Below are 20,284 nucleotides of genomic sequence, written 5' to 3' on the forward strand. Positions count from 1 at the left end.
TCATTGGGAATCTGTGGACCAAGCCTTCACTCTCCGCAGCGTCGTCGACTTGGGGTAGTTTCCGGTGCCCCGCGACATCTCGAAGATGTCGATGAGCAGCATCTGCGCGTAGTTCGGCGACTGGTCGAACTCGGCGATGATGATTCCCTCGCATCCGACTGTCGTCACTCCCCCACCCCACACGACCGTCCACGTGAGGAACTCCCCCGCGTCGTACGGAATCGTCGTCGTCATCATGTCGGTCGTCAGACGATCGTCGTGATGGGCTTTGATCCCGCACCTGATGCTCGTGCGCGCTCCGAGTGCGTCGGCGTCGATCTCCGCGACGCAGATCTCCCCCGAGTCGCGCGCATCGTCGTGCTCCGTGCCCACGAGCCAGATGGCGGTCATGCAGTCAGGGTCCGCGCTCGCGCGGAGCGTGACGTCGACGCGGCCGGCTCGCGGCGCGTAGCGGAGGTGAGTCGGTGTCGGCGTTCGCACGACGAGCCCGTCGGGACGGTGGCGATGGGTGCCGACCGCTGAGCCGACGGGGCCGGAGAACGTCGCGGTCTGCAGGTTGGAGACGCGGAGGGGTGCGTCCTCGGGGCGCCAGTCGAGCTGGTCTTCGTCGATGCGCAACTCGAGTCCGGTCGGCGTGAATCCCCATCGGGCTCCTGAGCGTCCGGGAGTCGTCCAGTGCGGCAGGTAGTGCGGGACCCAGACGTCGCTGAGGACTCCGCGCGAGAAATCATCGTCGATGTCGGGAGCGACGTGGGGTGCGGGCGGGAGCGGGTCGCCGGGCTGGAGGGCCATAAGGGAGAGTCTGCCGTGGGGGTCCGACATGCCGATGAAGATCTGGCTTGTGCCGTGTCGTCGATGCCGGTGTCCGTCGGATGTGTGCCGGGTACGGGTCGCGGTTCGGTGTTTCGGGCCTGCCCGTCAGTGGTGCGGCCGTCGTCGTCCGCGCTCCCCCGCTTCACGGGGGCACCTGGTGCGCGACATGGCCGAGCCGTCTCGGTGCGTCGTGTCCTCCATGCCGCGAATTCTGAGGTGGGGCGTGAGCTCTTGGGCGCGGGCTGCGATACGGAAGGGCTCGACGACGGGGGCCTCCTCGGTTCCGGGGTCGTCCTGCTGCTGCCCGCGGGGGTGCTCGACCATGGCAGCCAGGCCCGTCGCGGTCAATCATCCGCAGTGGGTTGTCGGGGCGCTCGTCGGATCGCTCCTCGCGAATGTGGCCCCCAGTGGGCGTGGGTGACCGCAGGCTTCACTGCAAGCGAACCGCAGTCGCTTCAGGGAAGCCGATGCTGCGGCCTGTTCAAGTCGCCCGGTGAATGGTGGACTGTGGGCGCGCGAGGGTGCGCGCGATCGGGCCGACCGAACACGCGCCCCGTCACGTATCAAGTCTGGTGTGCAGAGCGGCGATCTCTGGCGAGAGTTACGCGTGCTCGTCGTCGACCGCGACAAGATGATGATCGGTTCCGCGTCGCGGCACAGCGCCCTTCGGAGCTCTTGGGGTGTCTCGACTCGCGCGCCGTGCGAGGCCGCGGAACTCACTCCTCGCCGCGGGTGACTCCGAACCCGGCAGGCTTACGGAGCTCGGCGCGTGACACGGGCCCGGGCAGCGCGTAGGGGCGTTGAGGCATCACCGTTTCACGTGAAACATCGAGTGCGTGTGGTGATGCTGCCCCGCTGCACGGCGTGACGGAATACGCGCTGGGGTTTCATACGCTTCGGGGGCACATGGCGGATCGCACGCGTGGGCTCTGGTGCTCTCAGATGGGGTAGTGGCGCACAACGGTTCGATTCGCGATCGGAGGCCGAGGCCTGTATGAGCTGAATGCAGCCTCGAGAATGCCCTGATCGCACCGCTGCATGGTGATCTCGCGGCCGTCCACGGTGGTCGACAGTCTCGCGAGTCGCCCCGCATTGCTGGGGGGCCATGTTTCACGTGAAACATGATGGCCCGGGCAGATGTCCGCCGGTGCGTCGCTAGGCGAGGACGACGGCGAGAGCGCGGTTCGGTGCCTGCGTTGCCAGGCCGAAGGTCTACGAATACCCCTGGCAGCTGCCGATGATCCAGCTCATGGAGTGGTGCGTAGGCTTTCCGTATGCAGCCACCTTCCGGCGGCCGGGCGCACGCGAGCTGGCCCGCATTCCGTTGGAGCGGAAGGAGGGAGCTGGAGCCCGTGCCCCACTCCCCCGTCTCTGTCTACGTGACCCGTTCACTGTAGGTCGCGACGCCGACGCCTTCCGTGCCGCGGTGAGGGGCTCGCGGTGCTCGGTTGAGCGGGAGCCTGCAGTTGGTCCGTGGAGTCGTCCACGGGGATCGAAAGGCAGACCAGCAAAGTGCGCCGTAGGTGGGTGTTTTGCCTCGTGGTGGCGCGCTGGCGCATACGAGATGCTGTGCAGCTTGGGTGTCGCTTGGGTACGGTCCGCAGGGTCCGGCCCGGCCCCGGGTGGGCGTCCAGCCGCCGCACCGGGTGTGTGGCCGTGGGTGTAGGCCAGTGAACATGCGCACAGCCCTATTCGAATCTGGAAGTCGGACGTCGCGCGCACTGGTGACGCCGTGTTGATCTACGTCCGCAGCATGTGAGCCGGGATTGCGCGTACTCAAACGTGGAGGCGCACGGGGGCGTGGGTCGGACGACCCTCCGGTGCTCGGCCCTGTGCCGCCGACTGCACCTGACGCCGGTCATCGTGCGAGTGTGCCCTGCGTGTACGAGGATTGACAGCCACAGCCGAGTCCGCGGTTGACATCGAACCCGCATACTCCTGAACGCCGGAGATGTTTCACGTGAAACACGGTGCGCAACATTGACCGCGGGCGCGGTCTCCGTACCCAGGGAACCGCGTCGCGGGGTTCCGATGGCGACGCGAACCTTCGAACGGACGACATCCAGGCGGACACGTCTGAGCATGACGGTCGGGGTGGGACACCCGCCGAGTGCGGGATCGTGCGAACCGGTTTGGTAGCTGCGCTCTCGTCGTGGGTCGACAGGCCCACCACGTCCGGGCGGTGCAGGGTCCCGACGGATCTGCCGACTGCAACGGTGACCACTGACTGTGGCGTCTCCGCCAGATCACAGAAGCCGGTGAACGCTCCGCGACAGGTCCACTTGCGGAGGTGGAGGCAGCCCGAGTCCCCCCCTGGCATACGGAATGGGGGGTGGCACTGCACGCGGCGTCCTCACGCGACGCGGAGTTGTGCACACCATCAAGTGGGGGTCGGGGATGCTCGCGATGAGCGAGCCCGCGGGGCCGGAGCTGAAGCGTTTTGGGGGCGACAACTCGTATGGGAGCCCGTCGAGCCGCTGAAATCGCTCGCGTCCGGGTTGGTCGCCAGTCGATCGGGTCCTCCCCCGGGATGCCGACCGGTAACGCAATTCCGCGGTGCTGAGGGGTGGGATGTTTCACGTGAAACGTCGACGGGCATGCGTCGGCTTCGGTGTGCGGCCCTGGCCGGCTCGCACCTCTCAGTCCTTGGGACGGTCCTCACTGCGGCAATACTCGCGTGCGTCTCCACCCGGACACCTGTCCCATGGAGTGCTTTCTATACCGGGGGCGGGGCGCCAACGGATCTGGCGCGCAGACCCGTGCGCAGCCTCGCACGGGCCTCGCATTGAAGGACGACGCGAGATCGCGCCGGGGTGGCGCCCCGCCGGCCGGAGTGCCGCACGTGTCGCGCGTGAGGTTGTGGGGGGGAACAGTGCGATTCGCAACTCCGACGCCGACGCCTGTCGACGCGAGGCTGTCGCCAGCTTCGCGTGCTTGCTGACTTGGAGGGAAAGACAGCCATATGCGTTAGCGTGCGGGTGTCGCTCGCCGTGCGCTGGAGCGATCGGGCCCGACCGGCAAGAGCACTGCGGTTTGTGGAGCGCGGCGCACACGCTTCGATGTTCTGAATCCCCGCCCGATTCGGAGCAGGTGACGTACACGTGAGTCCGCCGATCCGCCAACCGTTTCACGTGAAACAGCTGACCAGTTGCGCGCGTCGGAGGTATCGAGCTTGCCCGCGCGGGGTGGCTCCTCGTGATGCTCCGGCGGCTTGGCGCCGGGTCGACTACCGTGCGCGTCTCCGGCCGAAGGGTTCATTCACCTGCGCCCGGCGCGCCCGGCCCGATGCATGCCGGTGCGGTCGACCCAGGCTCACGAAGATGACTCCGGACGGATGGCTTACAGAGTCGGTCGACCATCCGTCAGCCGCATGGTGTGAGGAGCGGAATGCAGGACATCTGGCCGGAGTGCCATCCAAAGGGGATCGCGGGCGGCGGTAAACAGCGGCAGTTGGCGCCCAACGACACCGACGGTGAACCGGCAACGTGCGCCGCTGCACGCGCACCGGCGCCCTCCGAACTCACTCACGCGAACATCGCATCGGCGTCAACTATCCATCACGCGCTGGCCGCTTCACGCGAAGCATCCGCCACCGGGCGTGGCGTGGTCGGGGCGCGTGGGGCTGGACAGCGGAGAACCCATCGTCCGGCGACGGACCCATCGCGTGTTCATCCCCGGATGGCAGTCACCCGCGGACACGCTCGCTGGATTCGAGCGTCCGTCCCACACCGCAGTTCACGTGCGGTCGTGCACATCGGTGTCCTCGAAACTCGCTCGCATCCCGCACCGGTGCCAGAGCTACCTGACGCGCGGGCTGTGCCACTAGAAACACCCGTTGCGGAGTGTGGCGTGGTCGGGGTGCGTGAACTGAACAGCGGGAGATTCACCCCCCCCGAGCCACGCCTAGCGCCCTCGCCCACCTTCGGCCCGATTGCGGCCACCCGCGCAGGGAGGGCGGGCTCTCTCTCCCGCGCGAGCTGTTTCACGTGAAACATTCACCGCGATGGGGGCGCGCGGAGCTGCGTGGTGGTGCACGCCATCGACGGCGGTGGTCCACGCGGGCCCCGTACCGTCGATGCAAGTGTGGCCCCTCACGCAGCACGGGAACGCCGGCGCGTCCTCCCTCACAACACGGCGCCCATCCTTGCACCTACGCCGGCGGCATCGCGGGCCACGCGCACCCGCACAGTGGCAGCGCTACCTTACGCGCGGACCGTTTCACGTGAAACATCCCGCCGCCGCCTGTGCGGGCACAGGGTCCAACACCCGCGGTGGGGCTGCATTGAAGGGTGAAGAACTTCTCGGCGTCTTCCCCTGTCGACCTCCCCGAGTGCGGGCAAAGCGCGGATGCACACGCACTCCCACGCCGCTCATGCACGAGCAGGCGCGAGCCCCAACCGCGGGAACACCAGGACTGCAGCCGGCACGCCCCGACGCAACAGAGCGCAAAACCACCCCACCGAATGCGCACCGTCCCTACGCGGGCACCGCCGCCCCACGTAGACTGAGAACGTTGTCCCCGGAGATGAAGGAGCGCGTTTCACGTGAAACAATCCGGCGAGTCGTCCGGCTCGACCTCCTTCGAGGACTCCCCCATTGCACGTGAGCTCGCGGATCTTTCGGCTCGACGCCGAGCGCTGGAGGCTGTCGAGGTGAAGTTGTCGGGACGCACCCGCGTGTTCACGGTGTCGAACCAGAAGGGTGGCGTCGGCAAGACGACGACGGCAGTGAACATCTCTGCCGCTCTCGCCACGCTCGGCGCCAAGGTGCTGGTCATCGATCTCGACCCGCAGGGCAACGCGTCCACCGCTCTAGGCGTCCCGCACAACGCGGACACGGCGAGCATCTACGACGTCCTGATCGACGAGTTCCCCCTTGCTGACATCATCCAGACGAGCCCGGAATCCCCGAATCTGCTCTGTGCGCCGAGCACCATCCACCTCGCCGGTGCCGAGATCGAACTCGTGTCACAGGTTGCGCGAGAGCACCGACTCCGCGGGGCACTCCGCGACTACCTCGCGAACGCCGACAACCACCTCGACTTCGTCATCATCGACTGCCCGCCGTCGCTGGGCCTCCTCACGATCAACGCCTTCACCGCGGCGGATGAAGTCCTCATCCCGATCCAGTGCGAGTACTACGCGCTCGAAGGTCTGAGCCAGCTCCTCGGCAGCGTCCAGATGATCCAGAAGCACCTGAATCCCGGCCTGCACGTCTCGACGATCCTGCTCACGATGTACGACGGTCGGACCCGTCTCGCGCAGCAGGTTGCCGACGAGGTCCGCGAGCACTTCTCCGACGAGGTCCTCAACACCGTGATCCCCCGCTCGGTGCGTGTCTCGGAGGCGCCGAGTTTCGGTCAGACGGTCATCGCTTACGATGGCCAATCAGCGGGCGCGATCGCCTATCGCGAGGCAGCGGTCGAGATCGTCGCACGCGACACCACCACGAAGGAAGACTGATGGCCAAGAGAACCGGACTGGGCCGCGGCATCGGTGCCCTCATCCCCACGGCGGAATCGTCGGAGGCGCGCCCCGTCGACGTCTTCTTCCCCGGCGCGAGCGCAGCACCGGAGCCGGCGCCCGCGGCGGAGGCGAAGGACGACGCGGCCGAAGCCGAGCTCGTCAGCGTCCCCGGCGCACGTCTCGTGCACATCGACCCGCAGTCCATCGTCCCGAACCCGCGCCAACCGCGCACGCACTTCGACCCCGAGGACCTCGCCGAGCTGATCCACTCGGTCCGTGAGTTCGGTGTCCTGCAGCCGGTCGTCGTCCGCGACAAGGGTGACGGGACGTACGAGCTCATCATGGGTGAGCGTCGCACGCGCGCATCGCGCGAGGCGGGGCTGACCTCGATCCCGGCTGTGGTCCGCGAGACGGAGGACGAGTACCTCCTTCGCGACGCCCTCCTCGAGAACCTGCACCGCTCGCAGCTCAACCCCCTGGAAGAGGCGTCGGCCTACCAGCAGCTCCTCGACGACTTCGGCATCACGCAGGAAGAGCTCGCGACCCGGATCGGCCGGTCGCGGCCGCAGATCAGCAACACGATCCGTCTGCTGAAGCTCCCCGTGCCGGTGCAGCAGCGCGTGGCGGCCGGCGTCCTGAGCGCGGGCCACGCGCGCGCGATCCTGTCGCTCGAGGACCCTCGCGAGATGCAGAAGCTCGCCGACAAGATCGTCAACGAAGACCTGTCCGTGCGCGCGGCCGAGGCGGCGGCGAAGATGCCCGGAGTGGCACCCGTCCGACAGAAGCCGAAGGCCGGGAGCCGCCGGTCGGGCCTCGACAGCATCGCCGATCGTCTCGGCGACAAGTTCGACACCAAGGTCCGCGTCTCTCTGACGGCTAGAAAAGGCCAGATCAGCATTGATTTCGCCACGATTCAGGATCTGAATCGCATCCTCTCCGTCCTGGGTGAAGAGGGTTATACCGGCTGAGCCCCCGGGGCATTCCTTCCTCGGCATACGCTGAGATGACCGGCTTCGCGGCTCCCCTGTCGGGACGCCGACGTAGGCTGGAAGGGTGACCGCGAAAGACCAGAGCCCTCGCCGCCGCGCCAGCCTCGAGCTGCTGCGCGCCGAGGCCTCGGACGAACTCGCGGTCCTCATCCACGAGCGACTGCGCGGCGGCGAAGATCCGTGGGAGTTCATGGAAGACCTCCCCAGCGTCGATGAGCTCGTCGTTCTGACCCTTCGGGCCGAGAACATCGCGGAGAACGGCGGCCTGCGTCCGAACCGCTCACGCAACTACCGCGTGCTGCGGCAGATCGCGCTCGACTATCCCCCGCTCACGCGCGCTGTGTGGCGCATCCTGGGCGAGGACGAGCCGCACCGGCGTTGGGACGCCTCGGCGCGTCTCGACGTCTCCTGAGCCCCTCCTGACACGCGCTTCGTGCGCGTTGGTCAGTGGCATCCATCGACGAAGAAGCCCCCGACATCACGAGGATGTCGGGGGCTTTCGCTGCGAGCGGGCTCAGCCGAGGTAGGCCTGGAGGTCCTTCTCGAGAGCGAACTTGGGCTTGGCGCCGATGATGGTCGTCTTGACCTCGCCACCCTCGAACACCTTCATCGCGGGGATGGAGGTGATCTGGTACTTCATCGCGAGGTCGGGGTTCTCATCGACGTTGAGCTTCACGATGGTGATCTTGTCGGCGTTCTCGGACTGGATCTCGTCGAGAACGGGGCTGACCATACGACACGGTCCGCACCACTCGGCCCAGAAGTCCACGAGAACGGGGCCCTCGGCCTGCAGGACGTCCTGCTCGAAGGTCGCGCTGGTCGTCACCTTGGCGGTCATGTGCATTTCTCCTTAGATGGAAGCGTTACCGGTGGAAACCCCGGTGAGCGCGGGTTTATTCCTCAGACGACAGCGGGGTCGGGGAGCCCGTCGATGGGGCTCTCGGCGACGGCGGGCTCGCCCGCCTCCCCGCGCGCGGCGAGGAAGTGCTCCACGTCGAGCGCGGCCACGGTGCCGCTGCCGGCTGCCGTGACCGCCTGGCGGTACGTCGGGTCGATGACGTCACCGGCGGCGAAGACACCCTCGACCGACGTGCGCGACGAGCGACCGTCGACCCAGATCGTGCCCTCGGCGGTGAGCTGCAGCTTGTCGTGCACGAGGTGCGTGCGCGGGTCGTTGCCGATCGCGACGAACAGACCGTCGATGGGGAGGTCGCGCTCGCTGCCGTCGACCGTGGAGCGGAGGCGGATGCCGTTGACGGCGTCCTCACCGAGGATCTCGGCGACCTCGCTGTTCCACACGAACTCGATCTTGGGGTTCGCGAAGGCGCGCTCCTGCATGATCTTCGACGCGCGGAGGGTGTCCTTGCGGTGGACGATGTAGACCTTCGAGGCGAACTTCGTCAGGAAGTTGGCTTCCTCCATGGCCGAGTCGCCGCCGCCGACGACGGCGATGGTCCGCTCGCGGAAGAAGAAACCGTCACACGTGGCGCACCACGAGACGCCGCGTCCGGAGAGCCGCTCTTCGCCCTCGAGGCCGAGCTTGCGGTAGGCCGAGCCGGTCGCGTAGATGATCGAGGCGGCCTCGTGGACCTTGCCGCTGCCGAGCGTGACCTTCTTGACGGGACCGTCGAGGTCGAGCGAGACGACATCGTCGTAGAGGACCTCGGCGCCGAAGCGCTCTGCCTGGGCCTGCATCTTGGCCATGAGGTCGGGTCCGAGGATGCCATCGGGGAAGCCCGGGAAGTTCTCGACATCGGTGGTGGTCATGAGATCGCCACCGGCTTCGACGGAGCTCGCGACGACGAGGGGTTCGAGGTTGGCTCGGGCGGCGTAGATCGCGGCCGTGTAACCGGCCGGGCCCGACCCGATGATGATGACGTGACGCACGGTAGCGCGTTCCCTTCGTTGATTCCGTCGTATGAAACCCATGGTAGCCCCGCAATATTCCGCGGGTCGGGGGCTAGCGCCGGGGCAGGAAGCGCCGGCCGAGAGCGAGCGCCGGCGCGAGTTCGGGGGCTCGGAAGACCGCCAGGATGCCGATGTACACCGCGAGCACGACGAGTCCCACGATCGCGGCTCCCGCGGCGCCGGCCACGGCGCTGGTCGTGGTCCACCCGTCGAAGCCGCCCAGGAGCAGTAGGACGCCGAACCCCGCGGCGGCGGCCGGCAGCGCGGCGAGGGCGAACTTCCCGAGCGCGAGGAGCCACGCGGTCGTGCCGATCCCGGACAGGCGCCGGTGCAGCAGCACGGTGGCGACGAGGACCTGCACGATGCTCGCGATCGACTGCGTCAGGGCGACGCCGGCGGCGAGGTCCTCCCGCGGGAGGACCGCACCCGCGACGATCGCTCCCCCGGCGACCAGGACGCACTGCAGGAGCGTGAAGAAGAACGGCGTCCGGGTGTCGTTGTAGGCGTAGAACGTCCGCTGCACGACGAACAGCACGGCGAGGGGCACCAGGCACAGGAGGAAGCAGAGCAGCACGGGGGCGGCGGCGACGGCTTCCGCCGGGCCGTTCGTGAAGATCCGGGTCGCGGGCACCGAGGCCACGGCCAGGGCGGCGGTGGACGCGACGATGAAGAACCCGAGGGTACGGATGCTGCGCGAGATGTCGCCCTTGACCTCGTCGTGTCGTCCTGCGGCCGCGTGCTCGCTGAGCTGCGTGAAGTAGGGCGTTCCGATCGACAGCACGATGATCGAGTACGGCAGCATGAACAGCAGCCAGGCGTTCTGTGACGCGAAGATCGCCGGGTCCTCCCCCGACGCGCCCGAGAGCACATTCGACTGCACGATGCCGGCGAGCTGCCCGGCGACGACCATGAGGAACGTCCAGCCGGCGAGACGGCCGATGTGGCGCAGGCCCACGCCCTTCCACTGGAAGTCGGGGCGCAGGGCCAGGCCCGCGCGGCGCCAGAAGAAGAGCAGGACGACGGTCTGGACGACGATGCCCAGGGTCGCGGTGCCGGCGAGGATCGCGATCATGCCCGGGGTCCAGGCATCCACTTCGGTCTGAGGACCCCCGAAGATCAGGATGAACGCGCCGAATCCGAGGATCGACACGACGTTGTTGACGATCGGCGCCCACGTGTACGGACCGAAGACACGGCGGGCGTTGAGGATCTCGCCGAGGAGCGCGTAGAGGCCGTAGAAGAAGATCTGCGGCAGGCACCAGTACGCGAATGCCGTCGAAAGGGCGAGCTGATCAGGGGTGAACTTGCTCGCGTAGACCTGGACCAGCAGGGGTGCGCAGATGATCGCGAGCGCCGTCGCACCGAGGAGCCCGACGGCGCCGAGCGTGAAGAGCTTCGAGATGAACGCCTGGCCGCCGTCGGCGTGCGCGGCGGCCTTGACGATCTGCGGGACCACGACCGCGGTGAGGAGACCGGTGGAGATGATCGCGTAGATGTTGTTCGGCAGCTGGTTGGCGACGGCGAACGCGTCCCCCGCCTCGCTGATGGATCCGATCGCCGCGACCAGCACGATCGTGCGGACGAGACCGCTCACGCGGGAGACGATGGTCCCCGCGCCGATGAGCACGCTGGCCCGGCCGATACTGCTCACGCGGGGTTCTCCTGATCGTCGTGCGGGTCGGGTGTCGGGGGTTCGGACACTTCCAGTGGAGAGGCCGCCGCGCGGGTGCGCCGGCGTCGCGCGATCGTCCGCAGCACTCCGACGCCCAGGAACACCACGACGAGCACGATGATCGCGATGAGCCCGATGCTCTCCCACTCGGCGCGCACCTCGACCTGCACGCTCTGGCGGGCACCGATCGGCTCGCCCGTGGGGCTGAAGAGCTGCATCGCGACGACGACCTCGCCGTTCGCGACACGCGCCTGGACCGGCACCTCGAGACGCGTGTTGGCCGACGCCTGGGCCTCCACTGAGGTGTTCGCCTGCACGCGGAGCCGCACGTCGTTCGTCTGTGCGCGCAGGACCACGCTGATCGGCCAGGGCAGGTCGTTCCGCACCCACGGGCGTAGCGGCGCGCTCGAGCTCACGAGACGGAAGTCGGATGACAGGATGCCGACGGAGTCGAGCGTCTTCTGCGTCGCGGCGCGATGGTCGGCGACGGCCGTGCGGGCGGCATCCCCGGTCCAGGCGACGTTGAGCACCTGCAGCACTTCGGCGCGCTCGCGTCCTGTCAGCAGTTCGGGCTGGGCGAGGATCGTCGCGAAGCGGTCGATCTCGCCTTCGTCCGACGTGAGGGCCGACACGTCGGCGGCGCGCGACGCATCCGCGGTCGGATCGCCGAGCGTGACCGCGGCGGCGGGGGTGTTGGCGACCGCGGCCAGCGTCGAGGAGATGTATCCGGGAGCGGATGCCACGGCGCCCAGGACCGCGCGAAGGCTGACGCGCGAGCGATCCGTGCCGCGGTCGAGCACGGCGAGGACGGGACGGTCGGAGGACCCGGTCCGGGCGAGAGCGAGGTGCCCCGAGGCGGCGGCGAGGGATGCGCCCCGACGGGCCGTGTCGTTCTCTCCTGCCGCGGCGGTGAGGGCGCTCGAGACCTCGGCGTCGTAGACGGGCGTCGAGACCCCGTCGACGGCGAAGCTCGCGGTCGAGGGGCGAGCGGAGAGATTGCTGGATGCCACGAGCACGCGGGCGGGGGCTTCCGCCGTTCCGAGCGCGCCCAGGCTCGCCACGACCGCACCGTCCACCGAGCCGGTGGCGGGCCAGAAGACGTTCTGGTCGGCGGGTCCGATGTCGAGCAGGGTCGCCAGGTCGGGGTAGGTCGGCTGGCCGGGGGCGGCGGTCGGGCTGGGGCTCGGGGTGCTCAGGGCGGCCGGCCCGGGCTTGGTGAAGTCCGCGGCCGACAGGTAGGTCTGCAGCGACGTCGGGGCCAGCGGGGTGGTCAGGCCGGACCGGATCTGCGCCGCCAGGTCGGCGTCGCCGAACTGCAGCGCGAACCGGTCGTTCGGCAGCGCGAGCAGACGCTGCAGCCACGCGACCGCCGTCGGGGGCGCCGAGGAGCCCAAGGCGCGGATCGCGGCGGGGATGGCCGGGTCGACCGCGAGCGTCGCGGCGGAACCGTCGACGGCATCCAACTGGGCGGACAGCGGTCCGTCGACCGCCGTCAGTTCGGCCAGTTCGCTCGCCGTCAGCAGGCCCTTCGTGCGCGGGGCCGCGGTGATGGGGACGACGACCGCGAGGGGGGTGAGGGCACCATCGGCGGGAATCACGACGACCGTCGGGGCCTTGAGTGAGACTCCCCCGGCGGTCTGCGCCAGCACCGGGTACACCCCGGGGGCGCGGCCGGCGAGGCCGGGATCGGTGCCCGGCACCGTGAACGACACCGACGTCTGTGCCGAGGGGGCCGTGGCATCCAGGGTCCCGGTCGCGATCTGCTGGAGCGTCACGCCGGACGCGTCGCCACTCAGCCATCTCGTGAGGCTGGCGTCGTCGGCGAGGGGCGTCGAACCGATCGACAGGGTCGCCGAGGCGGAGGGAATCGACGACGTTCCGGGGTTCGTGAGGGTCGCGAGCACCGCGAACGTCTCGCCCGGACGCAGGATGCCATTGGCAGCCGGGGCCGCGGCGAGCGTCGGCGGCGCCGCGCCGGCGGAGGGGCTCGGGCTCGGCGTTTCCGCGACCGCGGCGGCCGGCGCGGCGAGTCCGATCGCGAGAGCGACCGCGGCGAGGGTCGCCAGCAACCGGCGCGTGAGGGGGCGCCGCGGCACGGGTGAGCCCGAGGGCAGTGAGGTCACGGTCATACGAGCATCGGTCGGGCCAGGCGGCCTCGCACCGCTAGGAGTCTAGGCCCGCACACCTCGGAGCCCCCCGATAGCCTCGCGCGAACGATTGAATGGACAGGTGCTCCCCGAACCCGACCCGATCCTGTGCCGCGCGCTCGCCGACGACCTCCGTTCCGCGGGGTTCTCGGGTGCGGCCCTGCGCGATGCCTGGGGCGTCCAGGCCGACGATGCCGTACCGCGCGGGCTGCGGCGTCCGGCGGAGCGTGCGCTCGGCGACCGTCGCGACCCGCTCGCGGTGCTCGGGCGGCTGTGGGTCCTCGGTGCCGCGGTGGCGCGCGAGGACGCGGCGGCGGCCCTGCCGCGACTCGGGCTCGACGGGGCCGAGCGGCTGGGCCTCGTGACGGTCGCGGGCGACCGGGTCGCGCCGGCGGTGCTCCTCCGGCCGCAGCCGTTCGCCGACGCCGACGGCGAGGTCGAGTGGTGGATCGCGAGCGACCTCGACGAGGCCGCGCTCGGCGGTCCCCTCCCCGAGGATCACGTGCTCGGCGTCGGCGGCGCCTCGCAGACCCTCGCGAAGCTGCAGCTCACCTGGCGCGGCGGGACGGCGCTCGATCTCGGCACGGGGTGCGGCATCCAGGCCCTCCGGCTCCGGCGGCTCGTCTCGCGCGTCGTGGCGACCGACATCTCGGAACGCGCGCTGCGCTTCACGCGGCTCAACGCGCTGCTGAACGGCGTCGACGGGATCGAGACGCGGCTCGGGTCGCTGTTCGAGCCGGTGGCCGGAGAGACGTTCGACCGTGTGGCATCCAATCCCCCGTTCGTGATCACGCCGCGCGTCGCGGGGGTTCCGGCGTACGAATACCGCGACGGCGGGCTCGAGGGCGACGCGCTGGTGGCCTCCGTGATCGCCGGTGTCGGGGCGCACCTCGAGCCGGGCGGCGTCGCGCAGTCTCTCGGCAACTGGGAGTACCGCGAGGGCGAATCGGGACTCGACCGCGTGCGCGCGTGGGTGGATCCGTCGCTGGACGCCTGGGTCGTCGAGCGTGAGGTCCTCGACCCGCTCGCGTACGCCGAGCTGTGGGTGCGCGACGGCGGGACCGTACCTGGCACCCCCGCGTATTCCCGGCTCATCGACGCGTGGCTCGACGACTTCGCGCAGCGCGGGGTGACCGGCGTCGGATTCGGGTACGTGCTGCTCCGGCGTCCGCTCGCGGGGGCGCCGACGCTCGCGCGGTACGAACGCGTGGCGGGCGGGGGCGAGTCGGGCTTCGGCCCGCACCTCGCGGCATGCCTCGAGAACCACGATCGCGCCGCCCTCCTGGACGACGAGGGGCTGGCATCCGCGGTCCTGCGGGTCGCGCCCGACGTGACCGAGGCCCGGCACCACCGGCCCGGCGAGGAGTCGCCGTCGGTGATCGAGCTGCGGCAGGGCGGCGGCTTCGCGCGCACGATCGAGGTCGACTCCGCGGTCGCCGCGCTCGTGGGCGCCTCGGACGGCGACCTCCCCGTCGGCGCGCTGATCGACGCGATCGCCCAGCTTCTGGACGTGGATGCCGAAGAGCTCCGCGCCGACGTCCTCCCGCGCGTGCGCGAGCTCATCGTGACGGGGTTCCTCGCGTTCGCGGACGCGTGAGGGGCGGGGCGGCGGGTTGAGTGTCCACGACACGCGGATCCGGGCGCGGGCCGTCCGCATGTCTTGGACACTGAAGCGGGGCGGCACCGAGACGCGGCACCCCGACCCCCGGCGCGTCGGTGGCCCCGGTTAGGCTCGAAGCATGCTGAACATGGCCGACGGTGTCGCGCGCCTCGGCGAGCTCGCCGAGCATCCCGTGGTCGCGACGCTCGCGCGCGTCTTCGCCGACGCGGGCCGCGATCTCGCGATCGTCGGCGGTCCGGTGCGCGACGCTCTGCTGGGTCGCACGACCCACGATTTCGACTTCACGACCGACGCGCGCCCCGACGAGATCCTCGCGCTGGTGAAGCCCGTGTCGTCGGTGCAGTGGGACGTCGGCCGCGCCTTCGGCACGATCGGCGCGAAGGTGCAGGGCGAGCAGGTCGAGATCACCACGTACCGCGCCGACAGCTACGACGGCGTGACCCGCAAGCCCACCGTCGAGTTCGGCGACACGCTCGAGGCCGACCTCACGCGCCGCGACTTCACGGTGAACGCGATGGCGCTGCGGGTCCCCGCGCGCACGCTCGTCGACCCGACCGGTGGCGTCGAGGACCTCCTGGCGCAGCGCCTTCGCACCCCCATCGACCCCGCGGTCAGCTTCGGCGACGACCCGCTGCGCATGCTCCGTGCGGCCCGGTTCGCGTCGCAGCTCGAGTTCACGGTCGACCCCGAGACCCTGGATGCCATCGCCGAACTCCGCGGCACGCTCGAGATCGTGAGTCCCGAGCGCGTGCAGGCCGAGCTCGTGCGGCTGCTCCAGACCGATGACCCGGTGCGTGGCATCCGGGTCCTGGTCGAGACGGGCCTCATGGAGGAGTTCCTGCCCGAGATCCCCGCGCTGCGGCTGGAGGTCGACGAGCATCACCACCACAAGGACGTCTACGAGCACTCGCTCACGGTCCTGCGCCAGGCGATCGAGCTCGAGCACCGGCGGCATCCCGGTGACGCTCCCGACGTGCCGCTGCGCCTGGCCGCGCTGCTGCACGACATCGGCAAGCCCGCGACGCGACGCCTCGAGCCCGGGGGCGGCGTGACGTTCCACCATCACGACGTCAAGGGTGCCCGCATGGCGCGCAAGCGCCTCCAGGCCCTGCGCTTCGACGCGGCGACGACGACCGTGGTGTCGCGCCTCGTCGAGCTGCACCTGCGTTTCTTCGGCTACGCCGAGGGGGCGTGGACGGATGCCGCGGTCCGCCGCTACGTCCGCGACGCGGGCGATGAACTCGAACGCCTGCACATCCTCACGCGGGCGGACGTGACCACGCGCAACAAGCGGAAGGCCCAGCGACTGGCATCCGCCTACGACGACATCGAGGCCCGGATCGTCGCGCTGCGCGAGCAGGAGGAGATCGACTCCATCCGCCCCGAGCTCGACGGCAACCGCATCCAGGAGGTCCTGGGGTTGAAGCCTGGCCGCGAGGTCGGCGAGGCGTACCGCTTCCTGCTCGATCTGCGCCTCGACGAGGGTGTGCTCGGCGAAGACGAGGCCGAGAAGCGCCTGCGCGAGTGGTGGGCCGCGCGGGGCTGATACCTCGCCGACGGCGTAGCGGAATTCCGAAAACCGTTTCTGCAAACGTGGGAGCGATCTCACAAATTGCCCTGTACGTGGCAAATTGTGAGCGCTAACGTGATGCATATGGTGCACGGATGGCGCCATCTTGCAAATATCTGTCGTCAGCGCGGACGATTCAGCCAACGAAACGCGACCGAAACGAGCGCGTTCTAGCGTCCGGAGGGCCATTCGGCGTCCCGCTGTCCGTTCGCATTGGAGCCCTCGTGACCCCTTCCGCCCCTCGCCCACATCGGCGATTCGTCGCGGCAGCCGCAGCCGCGCTCGTCGCGGCCCTGGCAGCCGCGCTCCTGTCCGCGACACCGGCATCGGCGCGTGCCGATGAGCCGGTCTGGACTCCCGTCGAAACGACGGGGACGCAGACCGAACTCGGCTTGAAGGCCGACGCGCCGGTCGCCGCCTTCGACGTGGACGTGGATTCCGTGCTCGGCGGGTCGACCGGGCTCCGAACCATGGCGCGATCGGTCGTGCCCGGGACGCAACACGTGAAGCTCCCCGACCCCACCGGTGCATTCGTGGACTTCGACGTGCAGCCGGTCAGTGTCATGGAGGACGAACTCGCGGCACGGCATCCGGAGCTGAAGACCTACGCCGGTCACGCGACCTCCGACCCCACGACGTCGATCCGCCTGAGCATCACTCCGCTCGGCGTCTCCGCGTCGGTGCGCAGCGGCGACAACCGCTCGGTGCCGTGGTACATCGACCCCATCCCCTCGGACGCGGGCAGCGCCAAGCCGCAGCACATCTCGTACGGACGCGATGCCGCCCGCGAGGGCAAGGGGGAGGCGCAGTTCCTCGAACCGCGGGAGGAGGCGCCGGTGCCCGAGGAGGCTCCCGGCGATGCTCCGAAGGCGACGCGGCAGGTCATCCGTCTCGCGCTCGCGAGCGACCCCGCGTTCGCACAGTTCTACGGAACCGAGAACGTGCTGGCCGCCAAGGTCGTGATGGTCAACCGCGTCGCGCAGATCTACAACGACGACGTGGGTGTGCAGCTGAAGCTCGTCGACGGCACCGAGCAGCTGAACTTCGACACCGACGCGGCCGCGTACGATCCGGGCGGCGCCTGCGGGAACGATGCCTGCTACTGGCGTGACGCGATGCGCGAGTGCAGTGACGGGCTGCTGTCGGCGAACGCCGGTGTCCTGCAGCGCATCCTCGGCGACGGCGCGTACGACGTCGGTCACATCTCCCTCGGATCGGGCGACGGGGGCATGGCCTATTGGAACGTCGTGGGCAAGGACTACTGGAAGGGAGGCGGCTGCACCGGCCTCTCGGCTCCGGTCGGCGACATCTTCGCGACCGACTACCTGGCGCACGAGATCGGGCACCAGTTCGGGGGCACGCACACCATGAACGCCTGCTACAACTCGCAGGGCGACTCGGCCATGGAGCCGGGCTCGTCGTCGACGATCATGGGCTACGCGGGGCTGTGCGGTGAGAACGACCTGCAGTCGAACTCCGACCCGTACTTCTCGGCCTTCACCATCGACCAGATGCACTACTGGACGGGGTGGGCCGGTGAACACGTGGCATCCACCAACACCGTTCCGGTGGTGACCGCGCCCGAGAGTCGAACGATCCCCATCCGGACCCCCTTCGCGCTGACCGCTTCGGGGAGCGACGCCGACGGCGACCCGCTCACCTACGTGTGGGAGCAGGCGAACCTCGGGGACTTCGGGCGTGCCCTCCGCGACCCGAACAAGGTCGACGGACCGCTGTTCCGCGTCTTCTCGAAGGCGGCGGACCTGACGTACGAACAGGCCCACTCCTACTACTCCGGCGCGCAGAACGCGGCCGGCCCCGTGCCGACGCGGGTGTTCCCCGACATGGAGCAGATCCTCCGCGGTGAGACGAACGCGCACACCGGCCTCTGCGATATGGCCGACTCCAAGATCGCCCGCGACTGCTACTCCGAGTTCTTGCCGACCGCGGCGTACGAGGGCAACGGCGACGGCGGATTCGACTTCCGGGTCACCGCGCGGGACCAGCGCGTCGACGGGGGCGGCGTGGCCATGGCCGCCGTTCACCTCGGCATCGACCGGGATGCCGGTCCGTTCGAGGTCACGAGCCAGGCGGATGCCGGGCAGTCGGTGATCGGTGGACGCGGCACCGAGATCACCTGGGCGGTCAACGGCACCGACGCCCCGGAGCTCGCTCCCGAGGTGCGGATCACGCTGTCGACCGACGGCGGGAAGACCTTCGACCACGTGCTCGCGGAGCGCACCGCGAACGACGGATCCGAGACCGTGACGTTCCCGAACGTCTCGACCGCGAATGCCCGCATCAAGATCGAGGCGGTCGACAACTACTTCTTCGCCGTCAACCAGGCGGACTTCTCCATCGTCGACACGGCGCTGGCGTCGATCGAGCCGCAGGCGGTACGGACCATCCCCGGTGTCCCGGTCGAGCTTCCGACGACGGTCGTCCCGGTCTACTCCGACGGAGCGCGCACGCCCGTCCCGGTGACGTGGGACGCCTCCGGCGTGGACTGGGCCGAAGCCGGCAGCTACCGGGTGATCGGGACGGGCGTGGATGACTACGGCAACACGTTCTCGGACGCGGTGCTCACCGTCGAGATCGGCGACTTCAGCCGCACCGATCCGGTCTCGGTGACCGTGCCGACGGGCCAGCCGGTGTCATCGCTCGCGGATCTGCTGCCCGCCACCGTGCCGGCACAGATTGGCGACGGCGAGGCGCGGTTCGACACCGGAGTGACGTGGGACACGGCGACAGTGACGCAGGCGGACCTGGATGCCGCCGGCTCGGTCCGCATCGACGGAACCGCCGACTCGGCGATCGCCGGGAATCCGGGCCTCCCGGCCGTCCTCACGGTGTTCGTGACGGAGGGGAACGCGGTCAACGTCGCGCCGAACAGCGAGACCCGGACGGCTTCGTACACCGAGCCCGGTTACTCGATCGACCGGACGGTGAACGGCGACCTGCGCGACAAGGCGTGGTCGGACTGGCGGTGGGGCGGCTCGAACCCGACCGATACGTTGACCTACACGTGGTCGTCCTCCCAGCTGCTCGACACGGTCGTGCTGACGGGCTTCCGCGACGGGGGCGACCACTCGCTGCCCGCCGAGGTGCGCGTTTCGTACACCGATGACCGGTCGGGCGAGCGCGTGACGACGGCGCCTGTACCCGTGGACACGGACGGCGACCTGCCGCAGGCCACGGTCGATCTGAGGGTCGACGGGCGTCCGGCCTGGACCTCGTCGATCGACGTCGAGTTGACGGCGAAGGAGGATTCCTACCTGACGATCTCGGAGGTGGAGGCCTTCTCTCGGACGGCCAGTCGTGCATCGTCCGCCTCGCTCGGACGCCTGAACGTGAACGGGGTGCCGCTCACGGGCTTCGACCCCGCGACCACGCACTACGAGGCGACCGTGGATGGTTCTCGGTGGCCGACCGTCTCGGCCGTGGCATCCGACAGCGCGGCGACCGTCTCGGTGGGCGCCGTCGATCCGGCCACGGGACGGGTGGCGATCGAGGTCGCCGCCGCCGACGGGAAGACGACCCGCACGTACGAGCTGATCGTCAGCCGTCGTGCGACCTTCACGTGGGAACCGCGGCTTATCGTCGAGGTCGGCGAGGTGCGCCTCGCGGCGGCTGTCGATCCGGCCGATGCGGAACTTCGCGTGGTCTGGCTGCGCGACGGTGTGGCTCAGCCCGGCACCGGCACGACCTACGCGCTCGCGGCGGCTGACGTCGGAACGTCGCTCACGGCCCGCGTCACCGCGGAGCGAGCGGGCTTCCTGTCGGGTGAGACGGTGTCGGAGACCGTGAAGATCCACGCCTATGAGGTGCCGGGTGGTGGTGGCGGTGGCGGGACCGCACCGACTCCGACGCCCAGCCCGACGGATGGCCCGACGGCGACCCCGGCTCCGACGGCCTCCACCTCGGCCGCTGCCGCTCCGGCGGGATCGACGTCCGCTCGCCTCAGCGCGACCGGCACCCCCGACAGCGGGAACGTGATCGGTGTCGCGGTGCTGCTCCTCGCGCTGGGAACGGCGGCTCTGGTGGCCGTCCGAATCCGCCGCCGGCACGAATCGGCGACCTCGTCCCACGACTGACCCCG

At 69.6% G+C, this 20,284-nt stretch carries 11 protein-coding genes; 6 read left to right on the top strand and 5 right to left on the bottom strand.

Annotated features, from left to right (window positions below; all coding sequences use genetic code 11):
- Positions 1-792: a hypothetical protein gene (locus tag RKD05_RS06030; protein ID WP_424708697.1), complete on the bottom strand. Its 792-nt coding sequence runs from the start codon at positions 790-792 to the stop codon at positions 1-3.
- 4,565 nt (positions 793-5,357) lie between these two features.
- Here RKD05_RS06030 and RKD05_RS06035 point away from each other — a divergent pair.
- From RKD05_RS06035 to RKD05_RS06045, 3 genes are all read left to right on the top strand, one after another.
- The gene (locus RKD05_RS06035; protein WP_424708699.1) at positions 5,358-6,275 is read left to right on the top strand and encodes a ParA family protein; all 918 of its coding nucleotides are present in this window, start codon (positions 5,358-5,360) and stop codon (positions 6,273-6,275) included.
- On the top strand, positions 6,275-7,246 hold the full coding sequence (locus tag RKD05_RS06040; protein ID WP_424708700.1) for a ParB/RepB/Spo0J family partition protein: 972 nt from the start codon (positions 6,275-6,277) through the stop codon (positions 7,244-7,246). Before RKD05_RS06035 ends, RKD05_RS06040 begins: the two co-directional genes overlap by 1 nt.
- Before the next feature lie 85 nt (positions 7,247-7,331).
- Positions 7,332-7,679: a hypothetical protein gene (locus RKD05_RS06045; protein WP_022879835.1), complete on the top strand. Its 348-nt coding sequence runs from the start codon at positions 7,332-7,334 to the stop codon at positions 7,677-7,679.
- Between the two features lie 102 nt (positions 7,680-7,781).
- Here RKD05_RS06045 and trxA read toward each other — a convergent pair whose 3' ends face one another.
- From trxA to RKD05_RS06065, 4 genes are all read right to left on the bottom strand, one after another.
- Positions 7,782-8,105 carry a thioredoxin gene (trxA, locus tag RKD05_RS06050; RefSeq protein WP_026095978.1) on the bottom strand — a complete coding sequence of 108 codons (324 nt, stop codon included), beginning with the start codon at positions 8,103-8,105 and terminating at the stop codon, positions 7,782-7,784.
- Between the two features lie 62 nt (positions 8,106-8,167).
- Positions 8,168-9,154 carry a thioredoxin-disulfide reductase gene (gene trxB, locus RKD05_RS06055; RefSeq protein ID WP_424708701.1) on the bottom strand — a complete coding sequence of 329 codons (987 nt, stop codon included), beginning with the start codon at positions 9,152-9,154 and terminating at the stop codon, positions 8,168-8,170.
- 73 nt (positions 9,155-9,227) lie between these two features.
- On the bottom strand, positions 9,228-10,826 hold the full coding sequence (murJ, locus tag RKD05_RS06060) for a murein biosynthesis integral membrane protein MurJ (protein ID WP_424708702.1): 1,599 nt from the start codon (positions 10,824-10,826) through the stop codon (positions 9,228-9,230).
- Positions 10,823-12,976: a DUF6049 family protein gene (locus tag RKD05_RS06065; RefSeq protein WP_424708703.1), complete on the bottom strand. Its 2,154-nt coding sequence runs from the start codon at positions 12,974-12,976 to the stop codon at positions 10,823-10,825. The genes murJ and RKD05_RS06065 overlap by 4 nt, the downstream gene beginning before the upstream one ends.
- Positions 12,977-13,076: 100 nt before the next feature.
- Between RKD05_RS06065 and RKD05_RS06070 the strand changes: the two genes are divergently transcribed.
- The 3 genes from RKD05_RS06070 to RKD05_RS06080 all read left to right on the top strand — a co-directional run bounded on the left by RKD05_RS06070 (position 13,077) and on the right by RKD05_RS06080 (position 20,279).
- Positions 13,077-14,591: a DUF7059 domain-containing protein gene (locus RKD05_RS06070; RefSeq protein ID WP_424708704.1), complete on the top strand. Its 1,515-nt coding sequence runs from the start codon at positions 13,077-13,079 to the stop codon at positions 14,589-14,591.
- 142 nt (positions 14,592-14,733) lie between these two features.
- On the top strand, positions 14,734-16,161 hold the full coding sequence (locus tag RKD05_RS06075) for a CCA tRNA nucleotidyltransferase (protein ID WP_424708706.1): 1,428 nt from the start codon (positions 14,734-14,736) through the stop codon (positions 16,159-16,161).
- Positions 16,162-16,409: 248 nt separating this feature from the next.
- The gene (locus RKD05_RS06080) at positions 16,410-20,279 is read left to right on the top strand and encodes a reprolysin-like metallopeptidase (RefSeq protein ID WP_424708708.1); all 3,870 of its coding nucleotides are present in this window, start codon (positions 16,410-16,412) and stop codon (positions 20,277-20,279) included.
- Positions 20,280-20,284 lie beyond the last annotated feature (5 nt).

Source organism: Microbacterium sp. SLBN-111 (assembly GCF_049739645.1).
In the GTDB taxonomy this organism is placed as follows: Bacteria; Actinomycetota; Actinomycetes; order Actinomycetales; family Microbacteriaceae; genus Microbacterium.